The 24,178-nt window shown below is 57.4% G+C and carries 27 protein-coding genes; 17 read left to right on the forward strand and 10 right to left on the reverse strand.

Annotated features, from left to right (window positions below; genetic code table 11):
- Window positions 1–167 precede the first annotated feature (167 nt).
- From ACEN9A_RS29930 to ACEN9A_RS29945, 4 genes are all read right to left on the reverse strand, one after another.
- The gene (locus tag ACEN9A_RS29930) at window positions 168–545 is read right to left on the reverse strand and encodes a DUF6124 family protein (RefSeq protein WP_007934367.1); all 378 of its coding nucleotides are present in this window, start codon (window positions 543–545) and stop codon (window positions 168–170) included.
- Window positions 546–948: 403 nt separating this feature from the next.
- Complete coding sequence (locus tag ACEN9A_RS29935) at window positions 949–2,979, reverse strand: 2Fe-2S iron-sulfur cluster-binding protein (protein WP_413386971.1); 2,031 nt, start codon at window positions 2,977–2,979, stop codon at window positions 949–951.
- Window positions 2,980–3,042: 63 nt separating this feature from the next.
- Window positions 3,043–3,669 (reverse strand): glutathione S-transferase family protein, encoded by a 627-nt coding sequence (locus tag ACEN9A_RS29940; protein WP_018927332.1) that lies wholly within the window; start codon window positions 3,667–3,669, stop codon window positions 3,043–3,045.
- Between the two features lie 131 nt (window positions 3,670–3,800).
- A complete protein-coding gene (locus tag ACEN9A_RS29945) occupies window positions 3,801–4,703 on the reverse strand; it encodes a LysR family transcriptional regulator (RefSeq protein WP_019651256.1) in 903 nt (300 codons plus the stop codon).
- Window positions 4,704–4,862: 159 nt separating this feature from the next.
- Between ACEN9A_RS29945 and ACEN9A_RS29950 the strand changes: the two genes are divergently transcribed.
- From ACEN9A_RS29950 to ACEN9A_RS29980, 7 genes are all read left to right on the forward strand, one after another.
- Window positions 4,863–5,486 (forward strand): CDP-alcohol phosphatidyltransferase family protein, encoded by a 624-nt coding sequence (locus tag ACEN9A_RS29950; protein WP_258671735.1) that lies wholly within the window; start codon window positions 4,863–4,865, stop codon window positions 5,484–5,486.
- A 25-nt stretch (window positions 5,487–5,511) separates the two neighbouring features.
- The gene (locus ACEN9A_RS29955; RefSeq protein ID WP_258671737.1) at window positions 5,512–7,269 is read left to right on the forward strand and encodes a bifunctional alpha/beta hydrolase/class I SAM-dependent methyltransferase; all 1,758 of its coding nucleotides are present in this window, start codon (window positions 5,512–5,514) and stop codon (window positions 7,267–7,269) included.
- Window positions 7,266–8,576: a phosphatase PAP2/dual specificity phosphatase family protein gene (locus tag ACEN9A_RS29960; RefSeq protein WP_026346038.1), complete on the forward strand. Its 1,311-nt coding sequence runs from the start codon at window positions 7,266–7,268 to the stop codon at window positions 8,574–8,576. Before ACEN9A_RS29955 ends, ACEN9A_RS29960 begins: the two co-directional genes overlap by 4 nt.
- Window positions 8,566–9,021, forward strand: coding sequence for a hypothetical protein (locus tag ACEN9A_RS29965; protein WP_019651252.1), 456 nt, complete (start codon window positions 8,566–8,568; stop codon window positions 9,019–9,021). Before ACEN9A_RS29960 ends, ACEN9A_RS29965 begins: the two co-directional genes overlap by 11 nt.
- Before the next feature lie 10 nt (window positions 9,022–9,031).
- Window positions 9,032–9,652, forward strand: coding sequence for a lysophospholipid acyltransferase family protein (locus ACEN9A_RS29970; RefSeq protein ID WP_258671738.1), 621 nt, complete (start codon window positions 9,032–9,034; stop codon window positions 9,650–9,652).
- A 1-nt stretch (window position 9,653) separates the two neighbouring features.
- Complete coding sequence (locus ACEN9A_RS29975; protein WP_258671739.1) at window positions 9,654–10,586, forward strand: phosphatidate cytidylyltransferase; 933 nt, start codon at window positions 9,654–9,656, stop codon at window positions 10,584–10,586.
- 422 nt (window positions 10,587–11,008) lie between these two features.
- The gene (locus ACEN9A_RS29980) at window positions 11,009–13,336 is read left to right on the forward strand and encodes a KAP family P-loop NTPase fold protein (protein ID WP_258671741.1); all 2,328 of its coding nucleotides are present in this window, start codon (window positions 11,009–11,011) and stop codon (window positions 13,334–13,336) included.
- Between the two features lie 138 nt (window positions 13,337–13,474).
- Here ACEN9A_RS29980 and ACEN9A_RS29985 read toward each other — a convergent pair whose 3' ends face one another.
- Window positions 13,475–13,861 (reverse strand): helix-turn-helix domain-containing protein, encoded by a 387-nt coding sequence (locus ACEN9A_RS29985; protein ID WP_408981131.1) that lies wholly within the window; start codon window positions 13,859–13,861, stop codon window positions 13,475–13,477.
- A gap of 44 nt (window positions 13,862–13,905) precedes the next feature.
- Between ACEN9A_RS29985 and ACEN9A_RS29990 the strand changes: the two genes are divergently transcribed.
- The 3 genes from ACEN9A_RS29990 (at window position 13,906) to ACEN9A_RS30000 (ending at window position 16,102) form a co-directional block, all read left to right on the forward strand.
- Window positions 13,906–14,184 (forward strand): DUF4031 domain-containing protein, encoded by a 279-nt coding sequence (locus ACEN9A_RS29990; RefSeq protein ID WP_258671743.1) that lies wholly within the window; start codon window positions 13,906–13,908, stop codon window positions 14,182–14,184.
- A gap of 101 nt (window positions 14,185–14,285) precedes the next feature.
- Window positions 14,286–15,434 carry a hypothetical protein gene (locus tag ACEN9A_RS29995; RefSeq protein ID WP_258671744.1) on the forward strand — a complete coding sequence of 383 codons (1,149 nt, stop codon included), beginning with the start codon at window positions 14,286–14,288 and terminating at the stop codon, window positions 15,432–15,434.
- On the forward strand, window positions 15,431–16,102 hold the full coding sequence (locus ACEN9A_RS30000) for a uracil-DNA glycosylase (protein WP_258671746.1): 672 nt from the start codon (window positions 15,431–15,433) through the stop codon (window positions 16,100–16,102). The genes ACEN9A_RS29995 and ACEN9A_RS30000 overlap by 4 nt, the downstream gene beginning before the upstream one ends.
- A 9-nt stretch (window positions 16,103–16,111) precedes the next feature.
- Here ACEN9A_RS30000 and ACEN9A_RS30005 read toward each other — a convergent pair whose 3' ends face one another.
- The 5 genes from ACEN9A_RS30005 to ACEN9A_RS30025 are packed head-to-tail and all read right to left on the reverse strand — an operon-like array spanning window position 16,112 to window position 19,175.
- Window positions 16,112–16,912, reverse strand: a complete 801-nt coding sequence (locus tag ACEN9A_RS30005) for a thymidylate synthase family protein (protein ID WP_258671748.1) — start codon at window positions 16,910–16,912, stop codon at window positions 16,112–16,114.
- Window positions 16,890–17,540 carry a C1 family peptidase gene (locus tag ACEN9A_RS30010; RefSeq protein ID WP_258671750.1) on the reverse strand — a complete coding sequence of 217 codons (651 nt, stop codon included), beginning with the start codon at window positions 17,538–17,540 and terminating at the stop codon, window positions 16,890–16,892. The genes ACEN9A_RS30005 and ACEN9A_RS30010 overlap by 23 nt, the downstream gene beginning before the upstream one ends.
- Window positions 17,537–18,556, reverse strand: a complete 1,020-nt coding sequence (locus ACEN9A_RS30015) for an ImmA/IrrE family metallo-endopeptidase (RefSeq protein WP_258671751.1) — start codon at window positions 18,554–18,556, stop codon at window positions 17,537–17,539. The genes ACEN9A_RS30010 and ACEN9A_RS30015 overlap by 4 nt, the downstream gene beginning before the upstream one ends.
- A gap of 3 nt (window positions 18,557–18,559) precedes the next feature.
- On the reverse strand, window positions 18,560–18,907 hold the full coding sequence (locus ACEN9A_RS30020; RefSeq protein ID WP_258671753.1) for a helix-turn-helix domain-containing protein: 348 nt from the start codon (window positions 18,905–18,907) through the stop codon (window positions 18,560–18,562).
- Window positions 18,900–19,175: a hypothetical protein gene (locus ACEN9A_RS30025; RefSeq protein ID WP_258671755.1), complete on the reverse strand. Its 276-nt coding sequence runs from the start codon at window positions 19,173–19,175 to the stop codon at window positions 18,900–18,902. The genes ACEN9A_RS30020 and ACEN9A_RS30025 overlap by 8 nt, the downstream gene beginning before the upstream one ends.
- A 202-nt stretch (window positions 19,176–19,377) precedes the next feature.
- Here ACEN9A_RS30025 and ACEN9A_RS30030 point away from each other — a divergent pair, with 202 nt between their 5' ends.
- The 7 genes from ACEN9A_RS30030 to ACEN9A_RS30060 all read left to right on the forward strand — a co-directional run bounded on the left by ACEN9A_RS30030 (window position 19,378) and on the right by ACEN9A_RS30060 (window position 23,957).
- The gene (locus ACEN9A_RS30030) at window positions 19,378–20,163 is read left to right on the forward strand and encodes an SDR family NAD(P)-dependent oxidoreductase (RefSeq protein ID WP_258671757.1); all 786 of its coding nucleotides are present in this window, start codon (window positions 19,378–19,380) and stop codon (window positions 20,161–20,163) included.
- Window positions 20,164–20,224: 61 nt separating this feature from the next.
- Window positions 20,225–20,785 (forward strand): TetR/AcrR family transcriptional regulator, encoded by a 561-nt coding sequence (locus tag ACEN9A_RS30035; protein WP_008041393.1) that lies wholly within the window; start codon window positions 20,225–20,227, stop codon window positions 20,783–20,785.
- Between the two features lie 92 nt (window positions 20,786–20,877).
- The gene (locus ACEN9A_RS30040; RefSeq protein WP_258674236.1) at window positions 20,878–21,219 is read left to right on the forward strand and encodes a carboxymuconolactone decarboxylase family protein; all 342 of its coding nucleotides are present in this window, start codon (window positions 20,878–20,880) and stop codon (window positions 21,217–21,219) included.
- Window positions 21,220–21,266: 47 nt separating this feature from the next.
- Window positions 21,267–21,932, forward strand: coding sequence for a DsbA family oxidoreductase (locus ACEN9A_RS30045; protein ID WP_258671759.1), 666 nt, complete (start codon window positions 21,267–21,269; stop codon window positions 21,930–21,932).
- A gap of 67 nt (window positions 21,933–21,999) precedes the next feature.
- Window positions 22,000–22,554, forward strand: a complete 555-nt coding sequence (locus ACEN9A_RS30050; RefSeq protein WP_258671761.1) for an OsmC family protein — start codon at window positions 22,000–22,002, stop codon at window positions 22,552–22,554.
- Between the two features lie 41 nt (window positions 22,555–22,595).
- A complete protein-coding gene (locus tag ACEN9A_RS30055) occupies window positions 22,596–23,693 on the forward strand; it encodes an alkene reductase (protein WP_258671763.1) in 1,098 nt (365 codons plus the stop codon).
- A gap of 48 nt (window positions 23,694–23,741) precedes the next feature.
- Window positions 23,742–23,957, forward strand: a complete 216-nt coding sequence (locus tag ACEN9A_RS30060) for a tautomerase family protein (protein WP_258671765.1) — start codon at window positions 23,742–23,744, stop codon at window positions 23,955–23,957.
- Window positions 23,958–24,178: the final 221 nt, after the last annotated feature.

Genomic DNA, 24,178 nt, shown 5'->3' on the forward strand with positions numbered 1-24,178 from the left:
GAATCTCTGTCCTACGCATAACTCCGTAGGAACGAACCGTGGCGAGGGGGCTTGCCCCCGCTTGAGTGCGTAGCACTCACAAAATCTTTGGTACATCAGAGATTTTGGGGCTGCTTCGCAGCCCAACGGGGGCAAGCCCCCTCGCCACGGTTCGCTCCTACAAGGGATCAGCTGTGTGGCGCAGGTTTTGGTATGGCGACGTTATCCAGCATCCGGTTCACCGCCAGTTCCGCCAGCATGACGATCTGTTGAATCGCCATCGCCGTATGCCGGTGCGGCCCTTGCAGATACCCCGCAAAATCACTCGCCATCACACTGGCCTGGGCCAACGATTCACAGGTGTGGGCCAACAGGTCTTCGTCTTTGATATCCGGCGCAACCATAAACATCGTGCTCGGCTTGCGGGCGACCGGTGCTTTGAGGGCCGAGGGGTTGAGGTAGTGATCGAGCGCGCGCTCGGCGGCTTCGTTGAGCTTTTTTGAATTGGGGGATTCGTAAGGGGAAGTGCTGTCCGCTTCGGGCGGATTTGGTGTCGGCTTAAACATGGCAAAGATCCTTAAAGAGATGGAGCTGCCATTTTTCGTTTTCCAGACGAAAGGGGTGGCAGCTGTACGCGGACTGGAAAAACCGGTGAAGGATCAAACCCGGCAGACCCGAAGGTCTCCCACGCACAGCCGCCATAACTGCAGAGCTGAAAAAGCGCCGCATTATGTCACCTGCTGTGATCCTATACTTCGGGTTTTCCAGGCCCGATCGCTGGATTGCCAGCGACCCCCAAAGCCTATCCACCCCATTTCCGACCGACAACCGTCAAAACTTGTCGGAAACATTCCCCCCAAAATCATCGTCTGTAGGACTGCCTGAAGATCAAAAGATCGCCGCCTTCGGCAGCACCTACGCAGGATTCGTTTGCACCCTGTAGGAACTGCCGAAGGCAGCGATCTTTTTCTAAAGGTCGAGCACCAACGGCTGCGAACCCTGCGCCGGCACCGCACAACAAATCAGCACCTCACCCGCATCGGGAACCTCCGCCGGAGGCTGTGGATAATTCACCTCTCCGCTGATCAACCGGGTTTTGCAGGTTCCGCAGGAACCGCCGCGGCAACTGAATTCCGGGCGCAAGCCACGGCTCTCCGCCAACTCCAGCAAACTGCCGCCGTCCGGCTGCCAACGCGCTTCTTTGGCAGAGCGCTGGAACACGACGGGCACCGAAACGGTAGCGGCCGGCAATTGCTCGATGACCACCGCGTCCGGGTCCGGCTTGCGACGCAGCGTCGACGGGCCAAAGGTTTCGGCATGAATCCTTGAATCAGGGACATCCAGATCCCGCAGGCTGTCGTACAGCCCCTGGGTAAAACTTCCCGGACCGCACAGGACAAAATCCACTTGGTCGTAGTCCTCCACCTCAAGAGTGGTCCTGAGCAAGTCGGCTTCGATGCGCCCTGTCAGGTCGTAATCTTCACCCTCACGGGCATCGGACTCCGGCTGACTAAGCAAACGCAGCACCCGCACCTCATCACCGAGGCCGTCGAGCAGGCGATCCAGCTCAGGGCGAAACGGTTGATCGGCCAATGTCCGCGAGCTCTGGAAGAACCACACAGGACGGATGCGCCGCGTGCGCAGGCCTTGATAAACCACCTCCCGCAGCATCGACAGCAGCGGCGTGATCCCCACGCCGGCAGCCAATAGCACCAGCGGCCGACGCTCATTCGGCGCCACGGTGAAATGCCCTTGAGGCGAGCGGGCTTCAAGCAAATCGCCGACACGAATCTGCTCATGCAGGTGCGAGGACACCAGGCCTTCACGCTTCACGCTGATGCGGAAAAAGTCATCGGATGGCGCGCTCGACAGGCTGTACGTGCGGATGTGCACATCGCCTGCGATGTTGAACCGCAAGGGCAAATGTTGCCCGGCTTGAAACACCGGCAACCCGGCGCCATCGGCAGGCTCCAGATAGATCGAACGGATGTTGTGGCTCTCCCGCTCGATGCGCGTCACTCGCAGCGGCCGCCAGCGATTCCCCAGCGCCTGGGCTTGCAGGCGTGCATTCGCCTGCGCCCAGGTGCCGGTCAGCAGACTGGTGGGCGACACGCCGTCAAAGCGCCAGCGCAAGGCCAGCGCCGCGGGCCGACGCACCGCGTGCTCCACCTCGAATGTCCACAGCCGCTCAGCCCCTTGAAAGGCTTCGATCTGCGGGCCTTCAAGGATGACTTGCGTGCGACCGCTGAGGTGCAGCAAATCGCCCGAATCGAAATCGATGAACAGCAAACCGGCCCGAGGGTTGATCAGCAGGTTGCCCAAGGTATTGAAGAACAGGTTGCCGGCGAAGTCCGGGATGGTCAGGCGATTGCCTTCTATCTGGACGAAACCGGCCTGGCCACCCCGATGAGAAACGTCCACCGAGCGTTGGCCATCGACGTCCACATAGCTGGCGACAAAGAATGTATCGGCGCTGGTAATCAAGGCTTTGGCCGCGTCATCCAGCCCATTGAGATGCTGCGCGATACGGGTCTCCGGATCCGCCAATGGCACCGAGCGAAACTGGCGCAATTGAATGTATTGCGGGCAATTGCCGAAGGATTGCTCCACCGTCACCTCGAAGCCGCTCGCCGTTACAGCGCCGACTCGACCATTGAGACGATTGCGACGCCGGGTGTGCAGCTCGATACCGAGCAGACCGATCGCCGCCCCGTCTTGCAGTTGTGCAGGGTCGTCGCGACCGGGCAGGCTGCCGATCTGCAACAGCCCGGGCTCGGGGGACTTCGCAAAGCCCGGCGCCCCTTCAAGAATACTCGCCCAAGGGTTGCCGTCGGCATCCACCGCGCCGTACAGCATGAACGGCAGTTGCTGATAGAACGTGCGGTGCTGGTCCGGCATCTCGCCGCGAATCACCCTACGACCCAATGCGTCCATTCGCTCGACGACACCCACATGGGCCTGCAATTTTTTCTCGCCGGCGTGCCAAGGTGAACGTTCCATAACGGCTTCTCCCCTGCGCTCATTGCGCAACAAGAACGGCCCGACTGAATAGGGCCGTGAACATCAGGCAGTTTTTTGCAAACCGGCGATGGTGCGCGGCATGCCGACAAACCCTGGCAAGGCTTCAACGCGCGCCAGCCAGGCCCGGATGTTGGCGTAGTCGTCCAGCGACACATTGCCTTCCGGAGCATGGGCGATGTAGCTGTAGGCGGCGATGTCGGCGATGGTCGGCTCGCTACCGGCCAGATAGGCCGTCGCGCCCAGTTCCTGATCGATCACTTTGAGCCAAGTGTGAGAATAGGCGATCACCTCTTCAGCGTTGTAAGGCGCACCGAATACAGTGATCAGCCTTGCCCTGCCGGGGCCAAAGGCAATCGGCCCGGCGGCGACCGACAACCAGCGCTGAACCTTGGCTGCACCGACCGGATCGGTTGGCAGCCAGCGACCGTTGCCATATTTTTGCGCAAGGTAGACCAGGATCGCGTTGGAGTCGGCCAGCACCATGCCTTGATCCTCAATTACCGGGACCTGGCCAAACGGGTTGAGCGCAAGAAAATCCGCTTGTTTGTGTGCGCCCTTGGCCAGATCGACGAAGATCAGCTCGGTCGGCAGTTGCAACAACGACAGCATCAGCTCTACACGGTGAGCATGGCCGGAACGGGGGAAGTTGTAGAGTTTGATGGCTTGCATGGTCGACTCCGCTGGGTGGTGGCGCCGCTCAGGAAGGATCAGCGCCGATGGAGCGCTATCTTCCATCCACAACCAAAGCAACAGAATAACCAGCAAACGCAATCCATTATTTCAGCCAGCGCAATAACCCTTCAGCCGTGCAGGGCCGGATGTTCGCGCAGCACCTTCACCGCAAAGTCCACAAAACTGCGAACCCGCGTCGGAGCCTTGCGCCCACCCTGGTAGACCACATGAATGGGCAATGGCGGCAGTTCGAAGTCAGCCAGAACGATTTCCAGTTCACCGCCGGCGATCTTGCTCGCCACTTGATACGACAGGACTCGGGTCAGTCCCAGGCCCATGGCGGCGGCAGTGATCGCCGCTTGATTGGCCGAGACCACCAGACGTGGCTCCGGACGAACACTGATCGGCTCTCCCGCTTCAAGGAACGGCCAGCTTCTGGGCTGCCCGATGGACGAGGTGGCGATGATTGGGGCGCGGCTCAAGTCTGCCGGATGCCGAGGCCGACCATGATCAGTCAGGAATCCAGGGGAAGCGCAGATCACTCGCCGCACTTCGCCCACTCGAATTGCGTGCTGATTGCTGTCAGGCAATTCACCGATACGCACGGCCACATCGATGCCCTCCTCGACCATGCTCACCACCCGGTCGACCAGCACAGCGTTGATGCTGACTTCAGGAAATTGAGTCAAGTAACCGACCATGAGCGGCGTGACGAACAAATCGCCGAACAATACCGGTGCCGTGATCGTCAGTTGCCCACGGGGCTGGGCATGGCTCCCGGCGGCCGAATCCTCGGCTTCCTGCACCTCGGCGAGAATTCTCCGACAGTCCTCCAGATAACGCTGGCCCGCCTCGCTCAAATGCACGCTACGGGTGGTGCGCGTCAGCAACTGAGTGCCAATGCGCTGCTCAAGCGCCGCCACTGCCCGGGTGACGCTGGCTGCTGACATCCCCAAACGCCGCGCCGCCGCCGAGAAACCCTGGTCCTGGGCGACAGCGGCGAAGACCTGCATTTCCTGGAATCGGTCCATGGGTTAACTCCTGAGCACTGAATAACGCGAGGCCGACAGTTCCCGATTGGACCTGGATATCGCTGGAAGAGGATGAGCCGTGCAGTTTTACTGGCATTCTGATTATTGTGACGTATAACCCTGATCGTTCACGCTTTCAATTGCTGAGACCGTATCCAGATGCCCTCCATCTACCAACTTAAACCCGCCTTCCAGAATCTGCTGCGACCGTTGGTTCAGCGATTGTTCGATAACGGCACCACCGCCAATCAAATCACCGTGCTGGCCGGCGTCATTTCGGTCGTGACAGGCGTCGGGATTGCCTGTTTCGCCAATCACCTATGGGTATTTCTGCTGATTCCCGTGTGGATGATCCTGCGGATGGCGCTGAACGCCATTGACGGCATGCTGGCCCGGGAATTCGGCCAGCAGTCGCGCCTCGGCGCCTACCTGAATGAACTGTGCGATATCGTTGCCGACAGCGCGCTGATCCTGCCTTTTGCCTTGATTCCCGACGTAAGCGCGTTGATTGTGCTGTTGGTCACGCTGCTGGCGTTGTTCAGCGAGTACAGTGGCGTCCTTGGGCCAATGATCGGCGCGTCGCGGCGTTATGACGGCCCGATGGGCAAGAGCGATCGCGCGTTTGTACTGGGTGTCTTGGCCACCGGCATTGCCATCGGCTGGATCAACGCGTTGTGGATTAGCATTGTGTTTGGGGTGGTCGCCGTCCTGCTGGCTTACACCTTGGTCAACCGGGTCCGTCTGGGCCTGAAAGAAGTGCAGGAAAACGCTCCCTCGGCATAAAGCTCCCAAGCATAAGGAAAGTGCAATGCGTGAAACTCAAAATCAGACCTTCACTACCCACGATGGCGTTGAGCTGTTCTACCGTCATTGGCCGGCCACGGCGGGTAATCCGGGCGAGCCGCGCAAGGCTGTGCTGCTGTTTCATCGCGGCCATGAACACTCAGGGCGTATCGCCCACCTGGTGGATGAACTGGACCTGCCAGCGTTCGACTTCTTTGCCTGGGACGCGCGCGGCCATGGTCAGTCGCCAGGCGCTCGCGGCGACAGCCCGAGTTTCGCCACCAGCGTGCGTGACGTGCAGACCTTTTGCGATCACCTGAACGCGACCCACCAGATCGACGAAGAGAACATGGCCGTGATCGCCCAAAGCGTCGGCGCGGTGATTGCCTCGACCTGGGTCCACGACTATGCACCGCGCATCCGCTCGCTGGTGCTCGCGTCGCCCGCATTTAAGGTCAAGCTCTACGTACCTTTCGCCCGTCCGGGCCTGGCGCTGATGCGCAAGTTTCGCGGCAACTTTTTCGTCAACAGCTACGTCAAGGCCAAGTTCCTCAGCCACGACCCGGAACGCGTCGCCTCCTACGACAGCGATCCGCTGATCACCAAGGCGATTTCGGTGAATGTGCTGCTCGGCTTGTATGAAGCCGCCGACCGTGTGGTGGCCGATGCGCAGGCGATTCAAGTGCCGACCCAACTGCTGATTTCCGGCTCGGATTTTGTGGTCCACCGCAAACCCCAGGAACAGTTTTTCGAACGCCTGGGCAGCCTGAAAAAGGAAAAACACATTCTCCCGGGCTTCTTCCACGACACGTTTGGGGAACGTGATCGCGCCGTGGCCGTAGCCAGCACCAAACGCTTTATCCTGCAAAACTTTGAATACCCGCTGGACCGGGCCTCGTTGCTTGATGCCGACAAGATCGGCCTGACCTGCGCCGAATCCGAATCCCTCGCCGCCCCGCTGCCGCACAACTCGTTGCGCGACCTGTACTGGCGCATGACCCGCGCCAGCATGCGCCTGGGCAGCCAGCTGTCAGACGGGGTGAAGCTGGGCTTCGACACCGGGTTCGATTCCGGCAGCACCCTGGACTATGTGTACCGCAACCAGTCCACCGGCAAGGGCGGGCTCGGGCGGATGATTGATCAGAACTACCTGAATTCCATCGGCTGGCGCGGCATCCGCCAACGCAAACTCAACGTCGAAGAACTGCTGCGCCTGACCATGGCCAAACTGCGCGAAGAAGGCCGACCGGTGCGCATCGTCGACATTGCCGCCGGTCACGGCCGCTACATTCTCGAAGCCTTGCAAGGCGTCAGCCCGCTACCGGAGTCGATACTGTTGCGCGATTACAGCGACATCAATGTGCGTGACGGTGGTGCGCTGATTCGCGATAAAGGCCTTGGAGACATCGCGCAGTTCGTGAAAGGTGACGCGTTCGACCGCGCCGACCTGGCGGCACTGGACCCAAAACCGACACTGGCGGTGGTGTCCGGGTTGTATGAACTGTTTGCCGACAATGCACTGGTCGGCGGCTCTCTGGCGGGCTTGGCCGAGGCCGTGGAGCCCGGTGGTTATCTGGTCTACACCGGTCAGCCCTGGCACCCGCAGCTGGAACTGATCGCCCGCGCCCTCACCAGTCATCGCCAAGGCCAGGCTTGGGTGATGCGTCGGCGCAGCCAGGCGGAAATGGATCAACTGGTGGAAGCAGCAGGTTTTCGCAAAATCACCCAACGAGTGGATGAATGGGGGATCTTCACCGTGTCCCTCGCGCAACGGGTGCAATGATGGGGGCTGTCCCGAGAGAGCCGGGTTTGCTCAAACCCGCCGTGCTCTGGTTGCTGGTGCTGGCGCCGCTGTTTTTCGCCAGCTACGGCTTTGCCACGTGGGTCACGGCCCAGCGAAGCGATGTCGACACCTTCGTTTTCGATTGGGAAACCGCCATGCCCTTCTGGGCCTGGACCATTGTCCCCTACTGGACGATTGACCTGCTGTACGGTTTTTCGCTGCTACTGCCCGATAGTCGCCATGAACTCAAGCGCCACGCCTTGCGCCTGCTGAGTGCACAAGTGATCTCCGTCAGTTGTTTCCTGTTATGGCCACTGCGCTTCACGTTCGAACGGCCTGAACTGGACGGAGTGTTCGGCTGGCTGTTCGCAGTGCTGGCCGGGTTCGACAAACCGTTCAATCAGGCGCCATCGCTACACATCGCCCTGCTGGTGATTTTGTGGGTGATGTACCAACGGCACACGCAAGGCCTGTGGCGCTGGCTAGTGCACGGCTGGTTCGCATTGATCGGAGTTTCAGTGCTGACCACTTATCAACATCACTTTATTGACTTACCCACAGGCGCCCTCGCCGGCTGGCTATGCGTGTGGTTATGGCCGCTGGATCGGCCCAGCCCCTTGATTAGCCTGCGGTTGGCCAAGGACCCGAAACGCTGGCGCCTGGCCCTGCGTTATGGCATCGGTGCGGCAATATTCGCCATTCCAGCCTTTGGCCTGGGCGGCGGATGGCTGTGGCTGATCTGGCCTGCCGTGGCGTTGCTGTTGGTGGCGCTCAACTACACGCTGCTGGACGCCGCCGGGTTTCAGAAACGCGTCGACGGCCGCCTTAGCCCGGCCGCCCGTTGGTTATTCGCGCCTTACGTGGCAGCGGCGTGGATCAATTCACGGCTTTGGACCCGCAAACATCCGCAGCCCAATGAGGTTGTGGATAACGTTTGGCTCGGCAGGCTTCCCGACGCTGATCAGTTGGCGCCGTTCAAAGCTGTGGTTGATCTATGCGCTGAGCTGCCGCTCAACCCGAGAGGCCGCGCCTATCAAAGCATTCCGATACTCGACCTGACCGCGCCCAGCGCTGAGCAATGCCTCGCCGCCGCCCAAGCCATTGAACACCTGCGCCAGCAAGGCCCACTGCTGGTCTGCTGCGCTTTGGGCTATTCGCGCAGCGCCACCGCTATCGCGGCCTGGTTGCTGCACAGCAGTCGAGCGGCCACTGTCGATGCCGCCGTGGCGATGATCCAAGCCGCACGCCCGCAAGTGGTGCTGCATCCGGCCCATCGCCAAGCCCTGGAGAACGCCTATGCCGGTTGATATGGAACTGCACGTGGTCGCCAGCCTGCTGCACCGGGGCCGCACCCTCGATCAGTTATCCACAGGGCTGACCTTGCTGGGTGTGTTGTTCGGCCTGCTGCAACTGCTGCTGATCACCCCGACTGCGCCGTTCTTGATCCTCAGCGCCTGGCTAATCATCCTCGGGCTATGGCAAAAATACTGGGCGCTGCGGGTGGCCTTCGACGCTGACCTGTTTACCCTGATGGCCCGCGACGCCGACGCTTTGTCAGACCGCACTCAAGCCCTCGATCAGGCCCTGCAAAACCTCGGCCTGCAACCGGCCAACCGTGCCGGCCGGCCCTGGGCCGAACGTCAGCGCGGGGGACTTAAACTGCTGCGCAAACAGGCCGTCCTGCTGGCTGCCCAAGTGCTGCCACCCTTGGCTGTCATACTGGCGAGCCCTTGGCTGCCCTTCGCTGGATAAGGAAATCGTTATGTTCGAACCTGTGATCGCCATCCTCATCACCTCCATGGCCCGAACCGTTACTGGCGCCCGCAGCCTGTGGATGGGTTGCGCGCCGGAACCCGTGCAACGCATTTATTTTGCCAACCACAGCAGCCACGGCGACTTCGTGCTGCTGTGGGCCTCGCTTCCTTCCTCCCTGCGCAAACTTACGCGACCGGTGGCCGGCAGCGACTACTGGAACAAGAGCGCCTTGCGCCGTTACATCATCAGCCGAGTGTTCAACGGCGTGCTGATCGACCGCGAGCGCAAGGACCCTGTGGGTAACCCGTTGCAGCCCATGCTCGACGCCCTGGAGAAGGGTAATTCGTTGATCATCTTTCCCGAAGGCACGCGCAATCCGGAAGATGGTTTACTGCCGTTCAAAAGCGGCCTGTATCACTTGGCAAAAAGTTACCCACAGGCCCAGGTGATTCCGGTGTGGATCGCCAACCTCAACCGGGTCATGCCCAAGGGCCGAGTGGTGCCACTGCCGCTGCTGTGTACCACCAGTTTCGGTGCGCCCCTGCAACTGACTGAAGGCGAGAGCAAAGAGCAGTTCCTTTCACGCAGCCGCGAAGCACTGCTGGCCCTCGCCCCGGAGCATTCCTGACATGGATAGACAAACCCTGATGCTGTTCGGCGGGATCGGCATGATCCTGGTGCTGGCCTCACTGATTGGCCTGATCCTCAAACTGCGCACCCGGGGCACGCCCAATGCGGTGGTCGAAAACCTCAACGCCCGCATCAACGCCTGGTGGGTGATGGTGGTGGTGATCGGCGTCGCTTTTTGGCTGGGCACCGGCGCGGTGATCCTGCTGTTTTACGCGGTATCGTTTTATGCGCTACGCGAATTCCTCACCCTCACGCCCACCCGACGCAGCGACTACCCGGCGCTGGTGGCAGCGTTTTACCTGGCATTGCCGCTGCAATACCTGCTGATCTATTCCGATTGGTACGGACTGTTCTCGATCTTCATTCCGGTGTACGTGTTTTTGCTGCTGCCGATCCTTGCGTCTCTGGGCGGCGACAGCACGCACTTTCTCGAGCGGGCGTCGAAAGTGCAATGGGGCTTGATGATCGCGGTGTTCTGCGTATCGTTCGTGCCCGCCCTGCTGACTCTGGACATCGTCGGCTATGAAGGCCGCAACCTGTTACTGATCGCGTATCTGGTGATCGTGGTGCAGCTGTCGGACGTGCTGCAGTACGTATGCGGCAAGTTGTTCGGCAAACACAAAATCGCGCCCAATCTGTCACCGTCGAAAACCGTCGAAGGCTTTGTCGGCGGCGTTCTGCTGTCCTCGCTGATTGGTGCAGCCTTGTGGTGGACCACGCCGTTCAACCCGTGGCAGTCGTTCTTTATTGCACTGCTGATCAACCTGCTGGGGTTTGCCGGTGGCATCGTGATGTCGGCAATCAAGCGTGATCGGGGCGTGAAGGATTGGGGGCATATGATCGAAGGCCACGGCGGGATGCTGGATCGACTGGATTCAGTGTGTTTTGCGGCGCCTATCTTCTTTCATCTTGTGCGGTATTGGTGGACTTGAAATAGCTGACCTTTTTCCAGACAAAAAAAGACCGCAGCCAACACTGCGGTCTTTTCGTTTGGGTGCTTACAACATAGTTTGACACACTGCCGCCCGGAAACGCTGAGCCAAACGGGCATCTCGACTACACCCATCCGCAACATAGATTGACACTATTCAGCTCATGACTGAATACGACGTCCCACCGCTTACAACATAGTTTGACACAACGCTCCCTCCACTCCCTAAGTGATCAGCTAGGATGGCGGAATCATTTCGTATGTTGCATGGATGGAAGCTATGGCTCGGAACTGTGTGGGGAAATGCGATGGCGGATGCCTTAGCGGGATGAGCGCGAACACTTCGGCACTTCTGCCATCAAGCTGCAGCGCCACGCCAATGCTCAATAGCTGGTTAGCCACCATACTTGGAGGCTTCCCTCAATGACTGGTTTGTTTACCAAGCTGAAAGGATGGTTCGCCAGACGACAAGTAGGGTCGTGTGAAGAGCCTTTGATGGATCAGCGGGTGGAAATCGGATCTGAAGCCCCGATTCGCACGAAATCAGAAGACCGTCTGAGAAGGGCAGATTTTGCGGAGCGCATAGCTGCAGTGCTATCCGAACTAAGCCTTCGCGAAGGTCGCGTGTTTGCGATCCGTGGGGGCTGGGGCTTCGGCAAGTCTTCTTTGAAGTACTTGGTGATCGAACGGCTGGAAGCGAAGAGAGATGCCGCTGATTGGCTCGATTTCAATCCCTGGCAATGGGGCGATGGCAATGCAATCGCCCGCGCACTCTTCGGCCAGATCGCTAATCGGTTAGGTGGCGATCATTCCAAGGAAGCAATCGCCCGAGCTGAAGATTTGCGACGCTACGGTGCGATTCTGACAGGAGCCAGCGCACCACTGAAAAAAGCCGGCGGGGCTAGTCAGCAAATTTCTTCAGTTTTGACGAATGCATCGGTGATCTTTGTCGCGTCAGCAATAGGCTTTGATCTGCCTACAGCTGCAACTATTGCTGCCGCTCTCGCCGGTGTATCCGTACTGACATCCCTACTCGGACGCTTATTGACGCACTTTGGGCGTGACCGAACCGGCGAGCCGCTCGATAAAATCCGCGAGGCTTTAGAAGATCGTCTTCGTAAACTTGATCGACCGCTAATCGTCTTCGTCGACGATATTGATAGACTCGAACCCGATCAGATTCGGGTATTGCTTCGACAAGTCAAGGCTAATGCCAACTTGCCCAATATCGTTTTTGTGCTGCTCTTCCAACCCAGCATAGTGGAGCGAGCTCTTGATCCGGTCGCGGACGGTGACGGTCGTGCCTTCCTAGAAAAAATTGTACAGACTAATTTCGACCTCCCCGCCGTCCCAGTGCACACGGTGCATCGTATTTTTGGTGAACAGCTGGGCCAATTGACGTCTTCCTACACCACCGACTCAAACGGGCTCACGGATATTCGGTGGGGAAATGCCTTGTTAGGCTGCATCCTACCGCGATTGCGTAACATGCGAGATGCCCGCCGACTCCTTTCCTCTATTGCAGTTCACATGCCACTACATGCGTCAGGTGACGTATTTGAAGTGAATATCGTGGATTTTTTGGTTTTGGAAGCGTTGCGCGTTTTCGAGCCAGACCTGCACGAGACTCTGTTTCGTGAAAGATCGTTGGTTTTGCAAGAACACCGCTTCCAAGGCGACGGGCGACGAGATGCGATGCAGACTGCAACTCAGAGGTTCCTTGAGACGGTACCGGAGAACCGTCGTGCTCTCGCACAGGCCACTATCAAATTACTTTTCCCGACTCTTGAGTGGGCACTGGGCGGCGCAAACTACGGAGAGGGTTTCCATGCTCAGTGGCTGGCAGCAAAGCAAGTATGCTCACCCCGCTATTTTCCGCAGTACTTCGAGCTTCAAACAACGCTCGGGGAAATGTCTGAACGCCGCTTCGTGGAATTTATCGACGCCAGTTCGACTGAGGAGAGTTTTGCCGCTTCGATTGCCGAAATCGAGGATGACGGGTTGCTCCCTTCCCTCGCCGCTAGACTGGACGAATCCTTCTCGCGTCTACCGATCGAAAACGCTGCAGTAGTGCTTCCGGGCATGTTTCAGATTTCCCAAAAACTCGTACGCTCTAGCAATGACTTTTTCAACTCTCCATATGTCGCGGCATGGCGAGCAACGTCCTGGTTCATAGATCGAATTCCGGAAAATGAACGGGGTGCCTTGGCCTTGGAAGCACTCCGTACTACGGAGGCTCTCTCGATTTCTTCACTGCTCATTCATCTTAGTGACCCTGCCGATCGTGAAGAGGGCGCCACAGGTTTCGAGCCCGCACTTGATCTCGAAACCATAGAGGCAATGAAGGTTGTATGGTTGCATTTCATAAGAAACCGAGCCGCGAACGTTGAAGCTCTGCTTGCCGCCCCCGACCTTGATTACCTGCTTTTCCGATGGAAGAAATACACAGGATCCATTGAAGAGCCTCGTGCTTGGGTGATGGATATCATCCGGACTGAGGAAGGCTTTGCCAGAATCGCCTCCGGCTTCATGAGCACGGGTACAAGCCATACGGCAGGTGACCGTGTATCCAAGGCGCATAACATGTTCAACAAAGACACTATTGCCGAGTTCATCGGACTAGAGGTAGCTAAAGCCAGATGCGATGCCATCGACCCAACAGATTTCCCAGAGCATGAAGTGCCTTTACGCACTCTCCACACACATGTTGAGGCCTGGATTGAAAGAAGGGGCGACTTTCTCTATCTATAACAGCTAGTTACAGCTACTTGAAGGTGCGGGACGCGACCGGATCCGCAGTCGGCGATGAAGCAGCAGCCGCTTGATCCACAACCGGAATGACGCAGCCCGCACGCTGGCGCCCGCCAATGGATAACGCCGAGACGTCAGCTACTCCATCGGGGGCGTTACGCTTCCAGTAGAGTTAACTGCCGCCTGCGCAGCGGTCAAAAGCCCTTCCAACGCCTCTACAAGTTTCGCCACCGCCGGCTCGCACCCCGGAGCAAGGCGCAACAGCTCATCCACCTTCCGGCCCAAGCTTGTGCTCGCCACCGTGTAAAGGCCAGGGTCTTCATCAACTTGCAAAAATATGCATATTTTTTGCAAATTTTTACCGACACTACTCATCTGTCCCCTTTCGTAACGAGAGATCTGTGAGTGATCTACGCTAACCGCACGGCCCAGTTCTACAAGCGACAAATTTCTATTTAGACGTGCTTGGCGAATCTGGCTTCCGAGGGCGGTGGCGCCTGATGCAGAGTTGAATTTTTTTCCCATAATGTGCAAAATATTTGCACAGTTTTTCACAAAAGGCGAGCAGCATGGCGGTCTACGTCGATTCGGAAGAAATCCTGTGGCGCGGAAAACTCTGGTGCCACTTGGCAGCTGATACGCTGGACGAGCTGCATACGTTCGCGATCAAGCTAGGCCTTCGCAGAAGCTGGTTTCAATCGCACGGGTATCCGCACTACGATGTGACCGTTTCAGTGCGTCAACGCGCACTGAAAATGGGAGCCATTGATGCTGATCGCGAGACCATCGTTAGTCGCTGCAAGCAACTGAAAATGGAGCTACGGCAGCAGTTACTGGCCATCGCGTAAGACGTTATCACCATGATCAGGGAGGATTTATGGCACCAGCACCTCAACCGCGCCCAGAGGCACTCTCAGTAGCCAAGTACATGCTCAAAGCGCGAGAGAGCATGCGCTTCAACGATGACCCCGATAGCCTGCAATACATCCGCTTCGGGTACTTCGGTGAAATCGGAGGGCTTCTTTCCGCGGTGAAGAAGGCTGGACGCGATCGCCTGCAGGCCGCAGATAGCCAGTTGGCCGCCGAAGAGATGGGCGACGCGTTGTGGTACCTGACCATTGCCGCGCACCTTTTGAAAATCCCCGCCGACGCCTTGGGAGAGCACTGCATCCTGGTGCTACGCGAAGAATTCGGTGAAAGCAGGAAGGCCCCGGCGCCGCCAATCACATTCCGTCAGATAGACGGTCTTATCGAATCACAGCGAGATGAGGATACAATCCCCCGCCCAATGCAGCTGGGGAAGCTCGCACTCAGTGCAGGCGTGCTGGCAGAAATGTCCCACGCCAGTCTGAATTCCATGGCAGCGCCCTCCCGAGAAGCCTACTTCGGGAAACTCCTGTCAGAGCTTGCCAAGACATGTGCAAGCTTCAACCTGAGCCTGGAAGACATCGCGCAAGGGAATCTGGAAAAGACGGCCAGTCGATGGCCAAGCAACCAGGAACGCGATTTTCCGCTGTTCGATGAAGGCTTTCCTGAGCACGAGCAGTTCGAGCGTAAATTCACGATCGAATTCATTGAGCGCGGTGAAGGGCAGAACAAGCATGTGGTGCAACGCTTGAACGGTGTCTACATCGGTGATCGGCTGACTGATAACAGCAATGAGTCTGATGACTATCGCTTCCATGACGTCTTCCATCTGGCCTATGTGGCTCATCTGGGGTGGTCGCCTGTGCTGCGGTCCCTGCTCAAGCGGAAGCGAAAATCCAACCCCGCCAAGGATGAGAACGATGACGGCGCTCGCGCGGCAATCATTGAGGAAGGCATTGCGACCTGGATCTTCGACCACGCGAAAAAATACAAATACTACGAAGGGACTCAGCCTGGTCGCCTCGACTACGGTCTTCTCAAGCAAATTGAAGGCATGGTTAAAGGCTACGAGGTTGAGCGATGCAGGCTGTGGCAGTGGGAACTTGCCATTCTCGACGGCTTCAAGATGTTCCGCGAGCTGCGTGAACACCGAGGAGGCTCCGTAGAAGTGAACATCACTGAAGGGTCGCTGACCTTTCACAAGCCCGTTAAAGAGGCCGATACGAAATGACCCCCACTTCCTTTGTGAAGGCCTTGGCTGAATTCAGCCTGGATAACGTGTTCAACCCATACGCAGACACCTGCTCAGTGCATGATCGTGCCGGAGCGGCCGCGTCGCGTCGCAAGAACTTGCGAAGCTACCTGCGAGCCGTTTCCGACCTTGGGGCAGATACCATCTGGATGGGCCGTGATCTGGGCTATCGCGGCGGGCGCCGGACTGGGCTGGCCCTCACCGACGAATACCATCTGCCTGAGATGACCCAGGTCTATCCAGGGTGCGAGTCGCAACAAGCCACCCGTGGCCCCGCCATCGCTGAACGCACGGCTGCTGAGATCTGGGCGATACTGAAAGCTGTGGACGTTCCGCCACTGCTTTGGAATGTTTTTCCATTCCATCCGCACGAGCCAGGCAACCCATTCACCAACCGCAAGTTCACCGCCAAAGAGCTAGCGTTGGTCGATGAACTGAACAACGAGCTCTTTAACTGGCTTAGGATCAAAAGGATCATCGCGATCGGCCAGGACGCCGCTCACTATGCGTCGCGCTTCGGCCTACCAGTGGAAACCATTCGCCATCCGAGCTACGGCGGTGTCCGTGATTTTCGAGCCGGGATGGCCAGGCTCTACAACATACGCCCCCAAACTCCCCAGACAAGCCGCCAAGCTTCGCTGCTCTGACGCCCCCTCTCAACCGGGCAAGGATGCCAAAAGGTCCTTGGTGACGCCTACCTTCCCGAAGGTTTCCGTGTCCAAGTATGCGTGCGTTGCAATGCAGGTTAGCGTCCCGCACTCATACTTGGACTCTTTACCCACAAACGAATGAAGCTGGCTCAACCCGACCAGGTTGCCCAGAGCACGCTGGCAGTACCACTGGGAGCGGTAAACCGCAGTCAAATCCAGCTTGCCGTTCGTAATTTTGAAACTCAGATGACTCAAGCAGGGCACATTGAGGCCCTTAGCGTCCCGGGTCGGGTCATACACTGGCAGCTCATACCCATGCCCCTCTAGCGGCGGAGCCAGATCATCCTCGGCATCGCTAACTCCCAGCTCAAACGCTGCCTGATACTTGGTACCGGTATGCGTCTTGAGCAGACGCTCGATCAGATCGTCTAGTGGGTTGATGGTCCCTGCTCCGTTACGGCGCTGGCGGCTCATCATGCGCTGGGCATAGGTTCCCCACGAACTGGGTTTCTTCCCCTTGGCCAACAAGGCCAGGTAGGTCGTATAGAGCTCAGGTCGTGCGAACCGGCGGGCCAAACCGTTCGGAAAAATAGTGCCCGCAACAGTTTCGACACTCAAATCTTTCCGGCCCTTGCGCAACACTGCGTCCACTGCCCGAATGATCGTCAAATCGTCCTTGGTGAGCTTCTGAGGTTCGCTGATTTCAATAACCAGGTTCCGATCTTTCCGCTGCGTGCATCCATCAAGATGACGCGCCGCCGCCAGCCAGGCCTGCCCCAAACGCTCACTCACGATCAGTTTTGCCATTCTCAACTCCAAAAGCACATTCGGCATGCGCGCTTACATAGGCGCCTGAAATCCAGGCGTGTCCATCTACACCCCATTGAGGGCCCCAGCTATTGCGCACGTAAAACCACGGCGCACTGCTTCCTTCTTCATGACCTAAACCAATGGCGACCACAGCATGCAGCAGCCCCGGCATGACTTGATCACTGAAAAGCACTACATCCCCTGCGGGCTTGAAGAATTCGGGGGTAACTCGCAACCCCAACCCGACCGGCTGACCGACGCTAATGAAACAAGCGATATCAGTAGGGTCAGCTGATACGTGCTGCAGAACCTGCCCATAATGCTGAAGGTCCGCAGGCAGATCTGGAATGGGGTGCGAAGGCTCCTCAGGGCAGTAGGGAAAAGCGGTTTCTTCGGGCTGGCCGGCGAGCGAAGCCCCTTGCATCGCATCGAAGGTGACACCACCCCCTGGCGCCCATGCCGGGGACAAGATTGCGGCCGCTCGGTAAAGGAATTCAGGACTCAAATCGGCAGGAGCCCCTGGACGATTGAGATCGGACAATGCAAAGGCCAAACAGGTCGGACGTCGCCCCTGCGACCTTGCCGGCGAGCCATAACCGTCAAGCATTACCTTGTGGACAATCACGATTGATCGTCCTCAAGTACTTGCTTACGCGATTGAGGTGTCAGCCCACTAGATAAAGACTCGAATTGGGCACTGGATTTGAAAGAATCGGTTGCGGGAGTAGATGCATCCCATGGCGCTCGCTCGGAGAGCTGCACACTCACTGGTGCAGCGCTGCTCGCGCGCCCCTCAGTGAGCAAATAGTCCATCGTGCCTAGCCCACCGAACGTCAAAGAATCATTCGAGGACGGCGTCGAGGGGACCGTCAACGGCTCAAGATGGAAGCCCTCCGTGGCCAGCCCTTCCACTGAATCAGCTTCCCAGAGATAGCCTGACGATGCGCGGCTTGGTAGTCGAACAACGAGCTGATCATCCGGTCGCGGCTCCAAGATCGAGGTCCGGTCATCACTGTCCAGCAGCCAAACGTCCTTTCGGGCATCAGATAGCCGATCCCCGAGCAATGATCTCTTGATCATCGCCGGCGTAGTCCGCAGCATCTGCTGCACTTGATCGGTGCTCATGACGTTGTGGCGGCTGAGCGACCAAGCGGCTGCCTCGTAGCTGACCCCCATGCGCAAGGCCAACTGATACAAAATGGCAGGACTAAACAGCTGCTCTTTCGTCCATTGCTTGCGTTGCATGATCTTGACGATCAGCTTGCGAGGAACGAGAAGGTTGTAGCCGAACTGATCCGCTTCCTGTTCGATAAGGGCGCCTTTGGAGCCGTAATAGATATGCTCGTCGGCAGTACTTCCATGCCCCATGAAGAAGTGACCCAGCTCGTGGGCACAAGTCATGTGAACAAGGCCGGCCGAACGGTCCACATTGACCAAGATGCCGGGTGTTTCATCACCTAGAAATGCACCCAGCAGCTTTTGCATGGGGCGCAGCATGACCATAACCCCAGAATCCGCAGCAATTTGGAAAGGGTCAATCCGCGTATAGCCGTCTTGCTCGATACGCGCCATCGCGCCAGTTTCGTCGATGACCTCGGTCGCACGCTGCACAGCTCGCAAAACAATATCGCGGTAACCCATTCACTATCCCTTGTGCTTGAGGAACTCGGCGAAGCGAGCTACCTCATCAATATCCTGCTGCGAAAGTCCATGCACGGCCCTGGCCAGAAACGCAAGCTGGGTTGGCCCAGAAGGCAATGGATCTTGACCGGTTGTCAGGTACTCCATCGACTTGCGGTACAGCTTGGCCAGCTTGCCCAACTCCACGGCCTCAACCTTGCGGTTGCCCGACTCAATGTTAGTCACGGCCGGGCGAGAAAGTCCCAGTGCATGGGCAACCTCATCTTGGGAGAGTCCGACATATTCGCGAGCATCCCGCAGACGTTCAGCAAGGCGGAGCCGATCTGGATCTTCCACTGACGAACTACTCATGAGTCTTATCCTTCAAGTGCTTGAGGATACCTGAGGTCACCAAGCTGACGAACTGCTCCTTGGTTTCATAGCCGCCGTTTCGGATCACAACCTCAACCGGAATCTTTACCTTGAGTATTTTCCCGATATCGACAAGAGCGTCGACGGCCATAACCGATTCCATAGGCGCGCCCAACTGGTCTACAGACAGCGGGTCTTCAACGATTTCAAGCGCACGCTTATCCCAGAACTGGCCAAGGTGCTTCTCGATTTCGCCTTTCCTATCCATAAATTCACCGTAATAAAATCGTACATTAATGGTTCGAATTTAATTCGGTACTGGAAATTTTGCAAGATCGCCCAAGCGTGACGGCGCGCTAGCCATCTACCCGCCCCCCTTACTCTGCTCCGATAAGCGGTAGCTTGACACCCTTTGGTTCGAAGAATAGTCTACCTACTAGTTGGTAGACAAACGAACAGAGGACATCATCATGCAGTTCAAAGGTCGCAAGCTTTTGGTAGTAGGTGGTACGAGTGGTATCGGTCTCGAAACCGCACAAATGGTCGCCGAGCAAGGCGGTTCGGTGGTGATCGTGGGCAACCGCCCTGAGAAAGCCGAAACTGCACGCCAACAACTGGCTGCCATTGCCGGCGAAGACAAAGTCGCGGCCTACGCGGTTGATCTGACCAATTTTGCCAGCGTCCAAGCGTTAATCGAAAAGCTGGCCGCAAGCCACAAGGACATTGATCTGATGGTCAATTCTGCGGGCATCTACTATCCGAAGGCGTTCATCGAGCACTCGCTTGAGGATTACGACAACTTCCTCAACCTGAACCGTGCCGTCTTCTTCCTGACCCGTCAGGTGGCAGCACAGCTAGTCGCTCAGGGCAAACCTGGTTCGATCGTAAACGTCACCGCCGTGGCAGCGCGTCAGGCTGTTGAAGGTGTTCCGGCTTCGGCCTACTCCATGGCCAAAATGGGTCTGGATGCCCTGACGACTCACGCTGCGGGTGAGCTGGCCCAGCACGGTATTCGAGTTAACTCGGTCAGCCCGGGCATTGTGGAAACCAAAATCTTCGAGCGTTTCATCCCTGGTGACCAGCTGGCGGGTGCGCTGAACGATTTCAACAACTTCCACCCACTGGGTCGCAACGGCACTCCACGTGATGTGGCTGAGTCTATTGTGTTCCTGCTCTCCGATAAGACGTCCTGGGTGACTGGTGCGGTCTGGGATGTGGACGGTGGAGTCATGGCTGCCCGAAAGCAAGGGAAGTAAACTCGCTGCGTAGTGGCCGGAATCGCTCTTTTCTGGTCGGGCGATGAAGGCAGGAGAATGTATGACACTGGCAACACGGGACGCGTTAATTCAAGCCGCTGAAGGACTCATGCGCACGAGAGGCTATGCGGCGTTCAGCTACGCGGATCTTGCAGATGCTGTCGGTATTCGCAAGGCGAGCATTCACTACCACTTCCCGACAAAGGAAGACCTGGGGATCGCGATCGTCGAAGAGTACGTCTCGCGAGTGCAGGCTGAATTCGAGCGCATCGAGATCAATCAGAAAGGTGCAATTGAAAGGCTCAAGGCGTTCTATGTGCTTTTCTATTCCAGCACTGAAGGTGGTCTGTTGCCATTGTGTGGTGCGCTGGCGGCAGAAATGGCCGCATTGCCCGATGGGCTTCAACGTCTGACACAGCGATTCTTCGACGTGCAGTTGTCCTGGTTGACCAGAGTGATGGACGAAGGCATTGCTGCTGGGGAGTTAGCCCAAGGGCGCGGATCCAGAGAGAAGTCTTACCTGTTGCTCAGCATTCTTGAAGGATCGAGCTTCATTAACTGGGCCACGAAGGACGGTGAGACTGTGAATATGGCTGTAATTCGGATGATCGCAGAGTACTGATCTCTGCGTGCAAGGGGCTGATAGCGACCCGCGTCGGCCCATTTTTTGGCAAATCTTACCTATCAACTAGTAGGGTGGTAATCATGTCTAGCATGCCTAACTGGCAACAAACCATCACCGATGTAAGTGCTCGCCTGAAAGAGTTCGGCACTCATTCGCCTGACACCCTGCGGGGCGCGGCAATGCTCGGTAACGCCGGCAACAAAACCAATCACCTCGATGCCAAGACTCGCGAGCTGATCGCTCTGGCTGTCGCTGTCACCACTCGCTGCGATGGCTGCATCGCGTTTCACGCTGCTGAGGCCAAGAAACTCGGCATCACCACCGAGGAAGTCAGTGAAGCCCTGGGTGTGGCAGTGAATCTAAACGCCGGTGCGGCGGTGGTGTACAGCACTCACGTCCTGGATGCCATGGACAGTACCCCCCAGAGCTGAGGGAGCTTTCGCAGCTTATCCAGCAGAGGCAGATGAGAGGAGATTCCATGAAGAAAATTACGGTTGAGGTCTGGTCCGACTTTGTCTGTCCCTGGTGCTGGATAGCAAAGAAGCGCCTGGAAAAGGCCATTGATGCACTCGGGCATGAAGTTGAAATCGTGCCTCACGCTTATCGATTGGCCAATGGCTTGAACCCGATCCCGTTCAGCCAGGCACTGGTACAGAAAACCGGCAGCAAGGCACAAGCGGACGTGTTCATGAAGTCCGTACAAGTAAATGCTTCGCTTGAAGGGTTGGACTACCGGTTTGACCTCATGCGCTTCGGGGACACCTCCGCAGCTCACCGGTACGTAAAGGCCATCTCTGATCCGACACTGCAAGCCCGCTTTATCGAGCGGCTTTACCTGGCTGGAACCACCGAGGGTAAGGACATATTTAACGAACAGATCTTGCGAGATCTGGCGATAGAGGTGGGTGCATCTGATCTCCATGGCTTCGATTCGGCAGAGGCCGCAATTCGCAGTGATGAAGCAGCGGTCAACCGCTTTGGAACTGGCATACCGCTGTTCGTGATCAATGGCAACCGCCACATCTCCGGCGCTCAGGATCCCGCAGTGTTTACCGAAGTGCTCCGGGCAGCAGTTGAAGAACTTTCGAGTGATGAAGAAGCCATCGGTGCAACCAGCTGCTCAATTTCCGGCTGCACGTACTGACAGGGTTATTGCCCTCGGCTGTCTTGAATTTCTGATTATTTACTCATGATTTTAAGAGGATTCGACAATGGACAAGCATCTCAACGGTATTGATATCGCGGCGCTGCAAGCCTTCGCACAGGGCGTCGCTGAAGATCCGTCCAAGCGTCACGCACGCTTCAAGGTCAAAACCAAGTGGGAACATCAAACCCGCACCGTGGCCACCGTCGACCGCTTCCACCTGAGCGGTACCGACTACCCACGTGACATCAAGATCGCGGCCGATGAGCCACTGGAACTGCTGGGTGCCAACTCTGCCCCGAACCCACAGGAACTGCTGATTTCCGCTTTGAACGCATGTCTCTCCGTGGGTTATGTCGTTAATGCCTCGGCCATGGGCATCACCATCCACAACCTTGAAATCGAGACCCATGGTGAGCTTGATCTGCGCGGATTCTTGGGCCTAGACGAAAGCGTTAACCCCGGTTTCGACGAAATCAGCTACGTCGTGCGCATCCACACCGATGCGCCTTCCGAGAAAGTGGAAGAGCTGCACCGCATCGTCACCAAGACGTCCGTGAACCTCGCCAACTTCTCCAAGGCGATCCGTATGGTGCCGAAACTCGAAGTCGTCACCGGTTAAGCAAGCCGTTTGAATCAGGTATTCGTTCGTAGAGGTTGCACATGAAAAAGCTGTTTACTCCATACAATCTGGACAGCCTGGAACTGGCTAACCGGGTAGTCATGGCCCCAATGACCCGTACCCGGACGGAAGACAACGTCCCGACAGAACTGACTGCGCTTTACTACGCGCAGCGGGCCTCAGCCGGTCTGATCATCACTGAAGGTCTGCCGATTTCTGACGAAGGGCGTGGTTACCTGTACACCCCTGGAATCTACACCGATGAGCAGACCCGCGCCTGGCGCGAAGTGACTGATGCCGTGCACGCCAAAGGCGGCAAGATCTTTGCCCAGCTGTGGCATGTTGGCCGAATGTCCCACGTGTCGCTGCAGCCTGGCAACGTGGCACCGGTCTCGGCGAGTGCCGAACCGGCTGTAGGTACTACGGTTTACGCGTGGACCGCACCTGACGTTGCTGGTCCTGTTGCCCCCAGCGTCCCGCGTGCACTGACCATCGATGAGATTCACCGTGTCACCGAAGACTTCGTTGCTGCGGCGTTACGTGCGGTGGAAGCCGGCTTCGATGGCGTCGAGCTGATGGCCGCTAACGCTTTCCTGTTCGACCAGTTCCTGAGCAGCCAGATCAACACACGTACCGACAAATACGGTGGATCAATCGAGAACCGTCAGCGCTTCCTGCTGGAGACTGTCGATGCTATCGCTGATGCCATTGGCGGTTTCCGCGTAGGTGTACGGATCTCACCGTTCGGACGTCTGTACGATCTGCGTCCATATCCAGAGGAAGAGGCTACCTGGAACAGTATCGCCTCGGAGCTTAACGAGCGTGAGCTGGCTTTCGTCCACTTGAACTACCAACCAACGCTGGATGCAGTGCCTTTCCCGAGAGGCTTCTACAGGCACTTCCGCTCACTCTACAAAGGCACAGTCATCGGCGCCGGTGGATTTAACGCACAGCTGGCAGAAGCCGAGCTGCAGAACGGCAACCATGACCTGATCGCCTTCGGCACCTCGTACATTGCCAACCCGGACTTGGTCGAGCGGATGCAGAACGGTTGGCCACTCGCACCGAGCGATCACTCCACCTTCTACGGTGTGATCGGAGCGAAGGGCTACACCGACTATGCGGCATACCAGGAATAAGTATTCGACTGGTTCACAGCATCACTCAACAATTGAAGGAGTCTGGCTATGCCACTGGTAACTGTGAAAGGCATTGAAGGTGTTTTCTCGACCGAACAAAAGGCCGAGCTTATCAGCAAGATCACCGATGCCATGGTCTCGGTCGAAGGCGAGAAAATGCGCGGTGTGACCTGGGTCATCTTTGAGGAAGTGAAGAGCGGCGACTGGGGCATCGGCGGTGAGCCGATCACTACCGAGAAAGTCAGAGCGATTCAGAACAGCTGAAGACGATGATAGCTCAGCCTGCGTAATGTAGGTTGAGCTCATCAGTCACTTGCACCAGCTTTGATCATCACGTTGCGTGGTCATGATTGGCAGAAAATGCGTAATTGTAAGGACTTGACCACCCATTTGCATTGGTCCTGACCAGTCGTTTGCATCAGACTTGACCAGTACAGTGAGTGACCTTGACCGGCAGAAATCAACAACCCAATGCGGACATTCGC

This window comes from Pseudomonas sp. Pseusp18 (genome assembly GCF_059506005.1).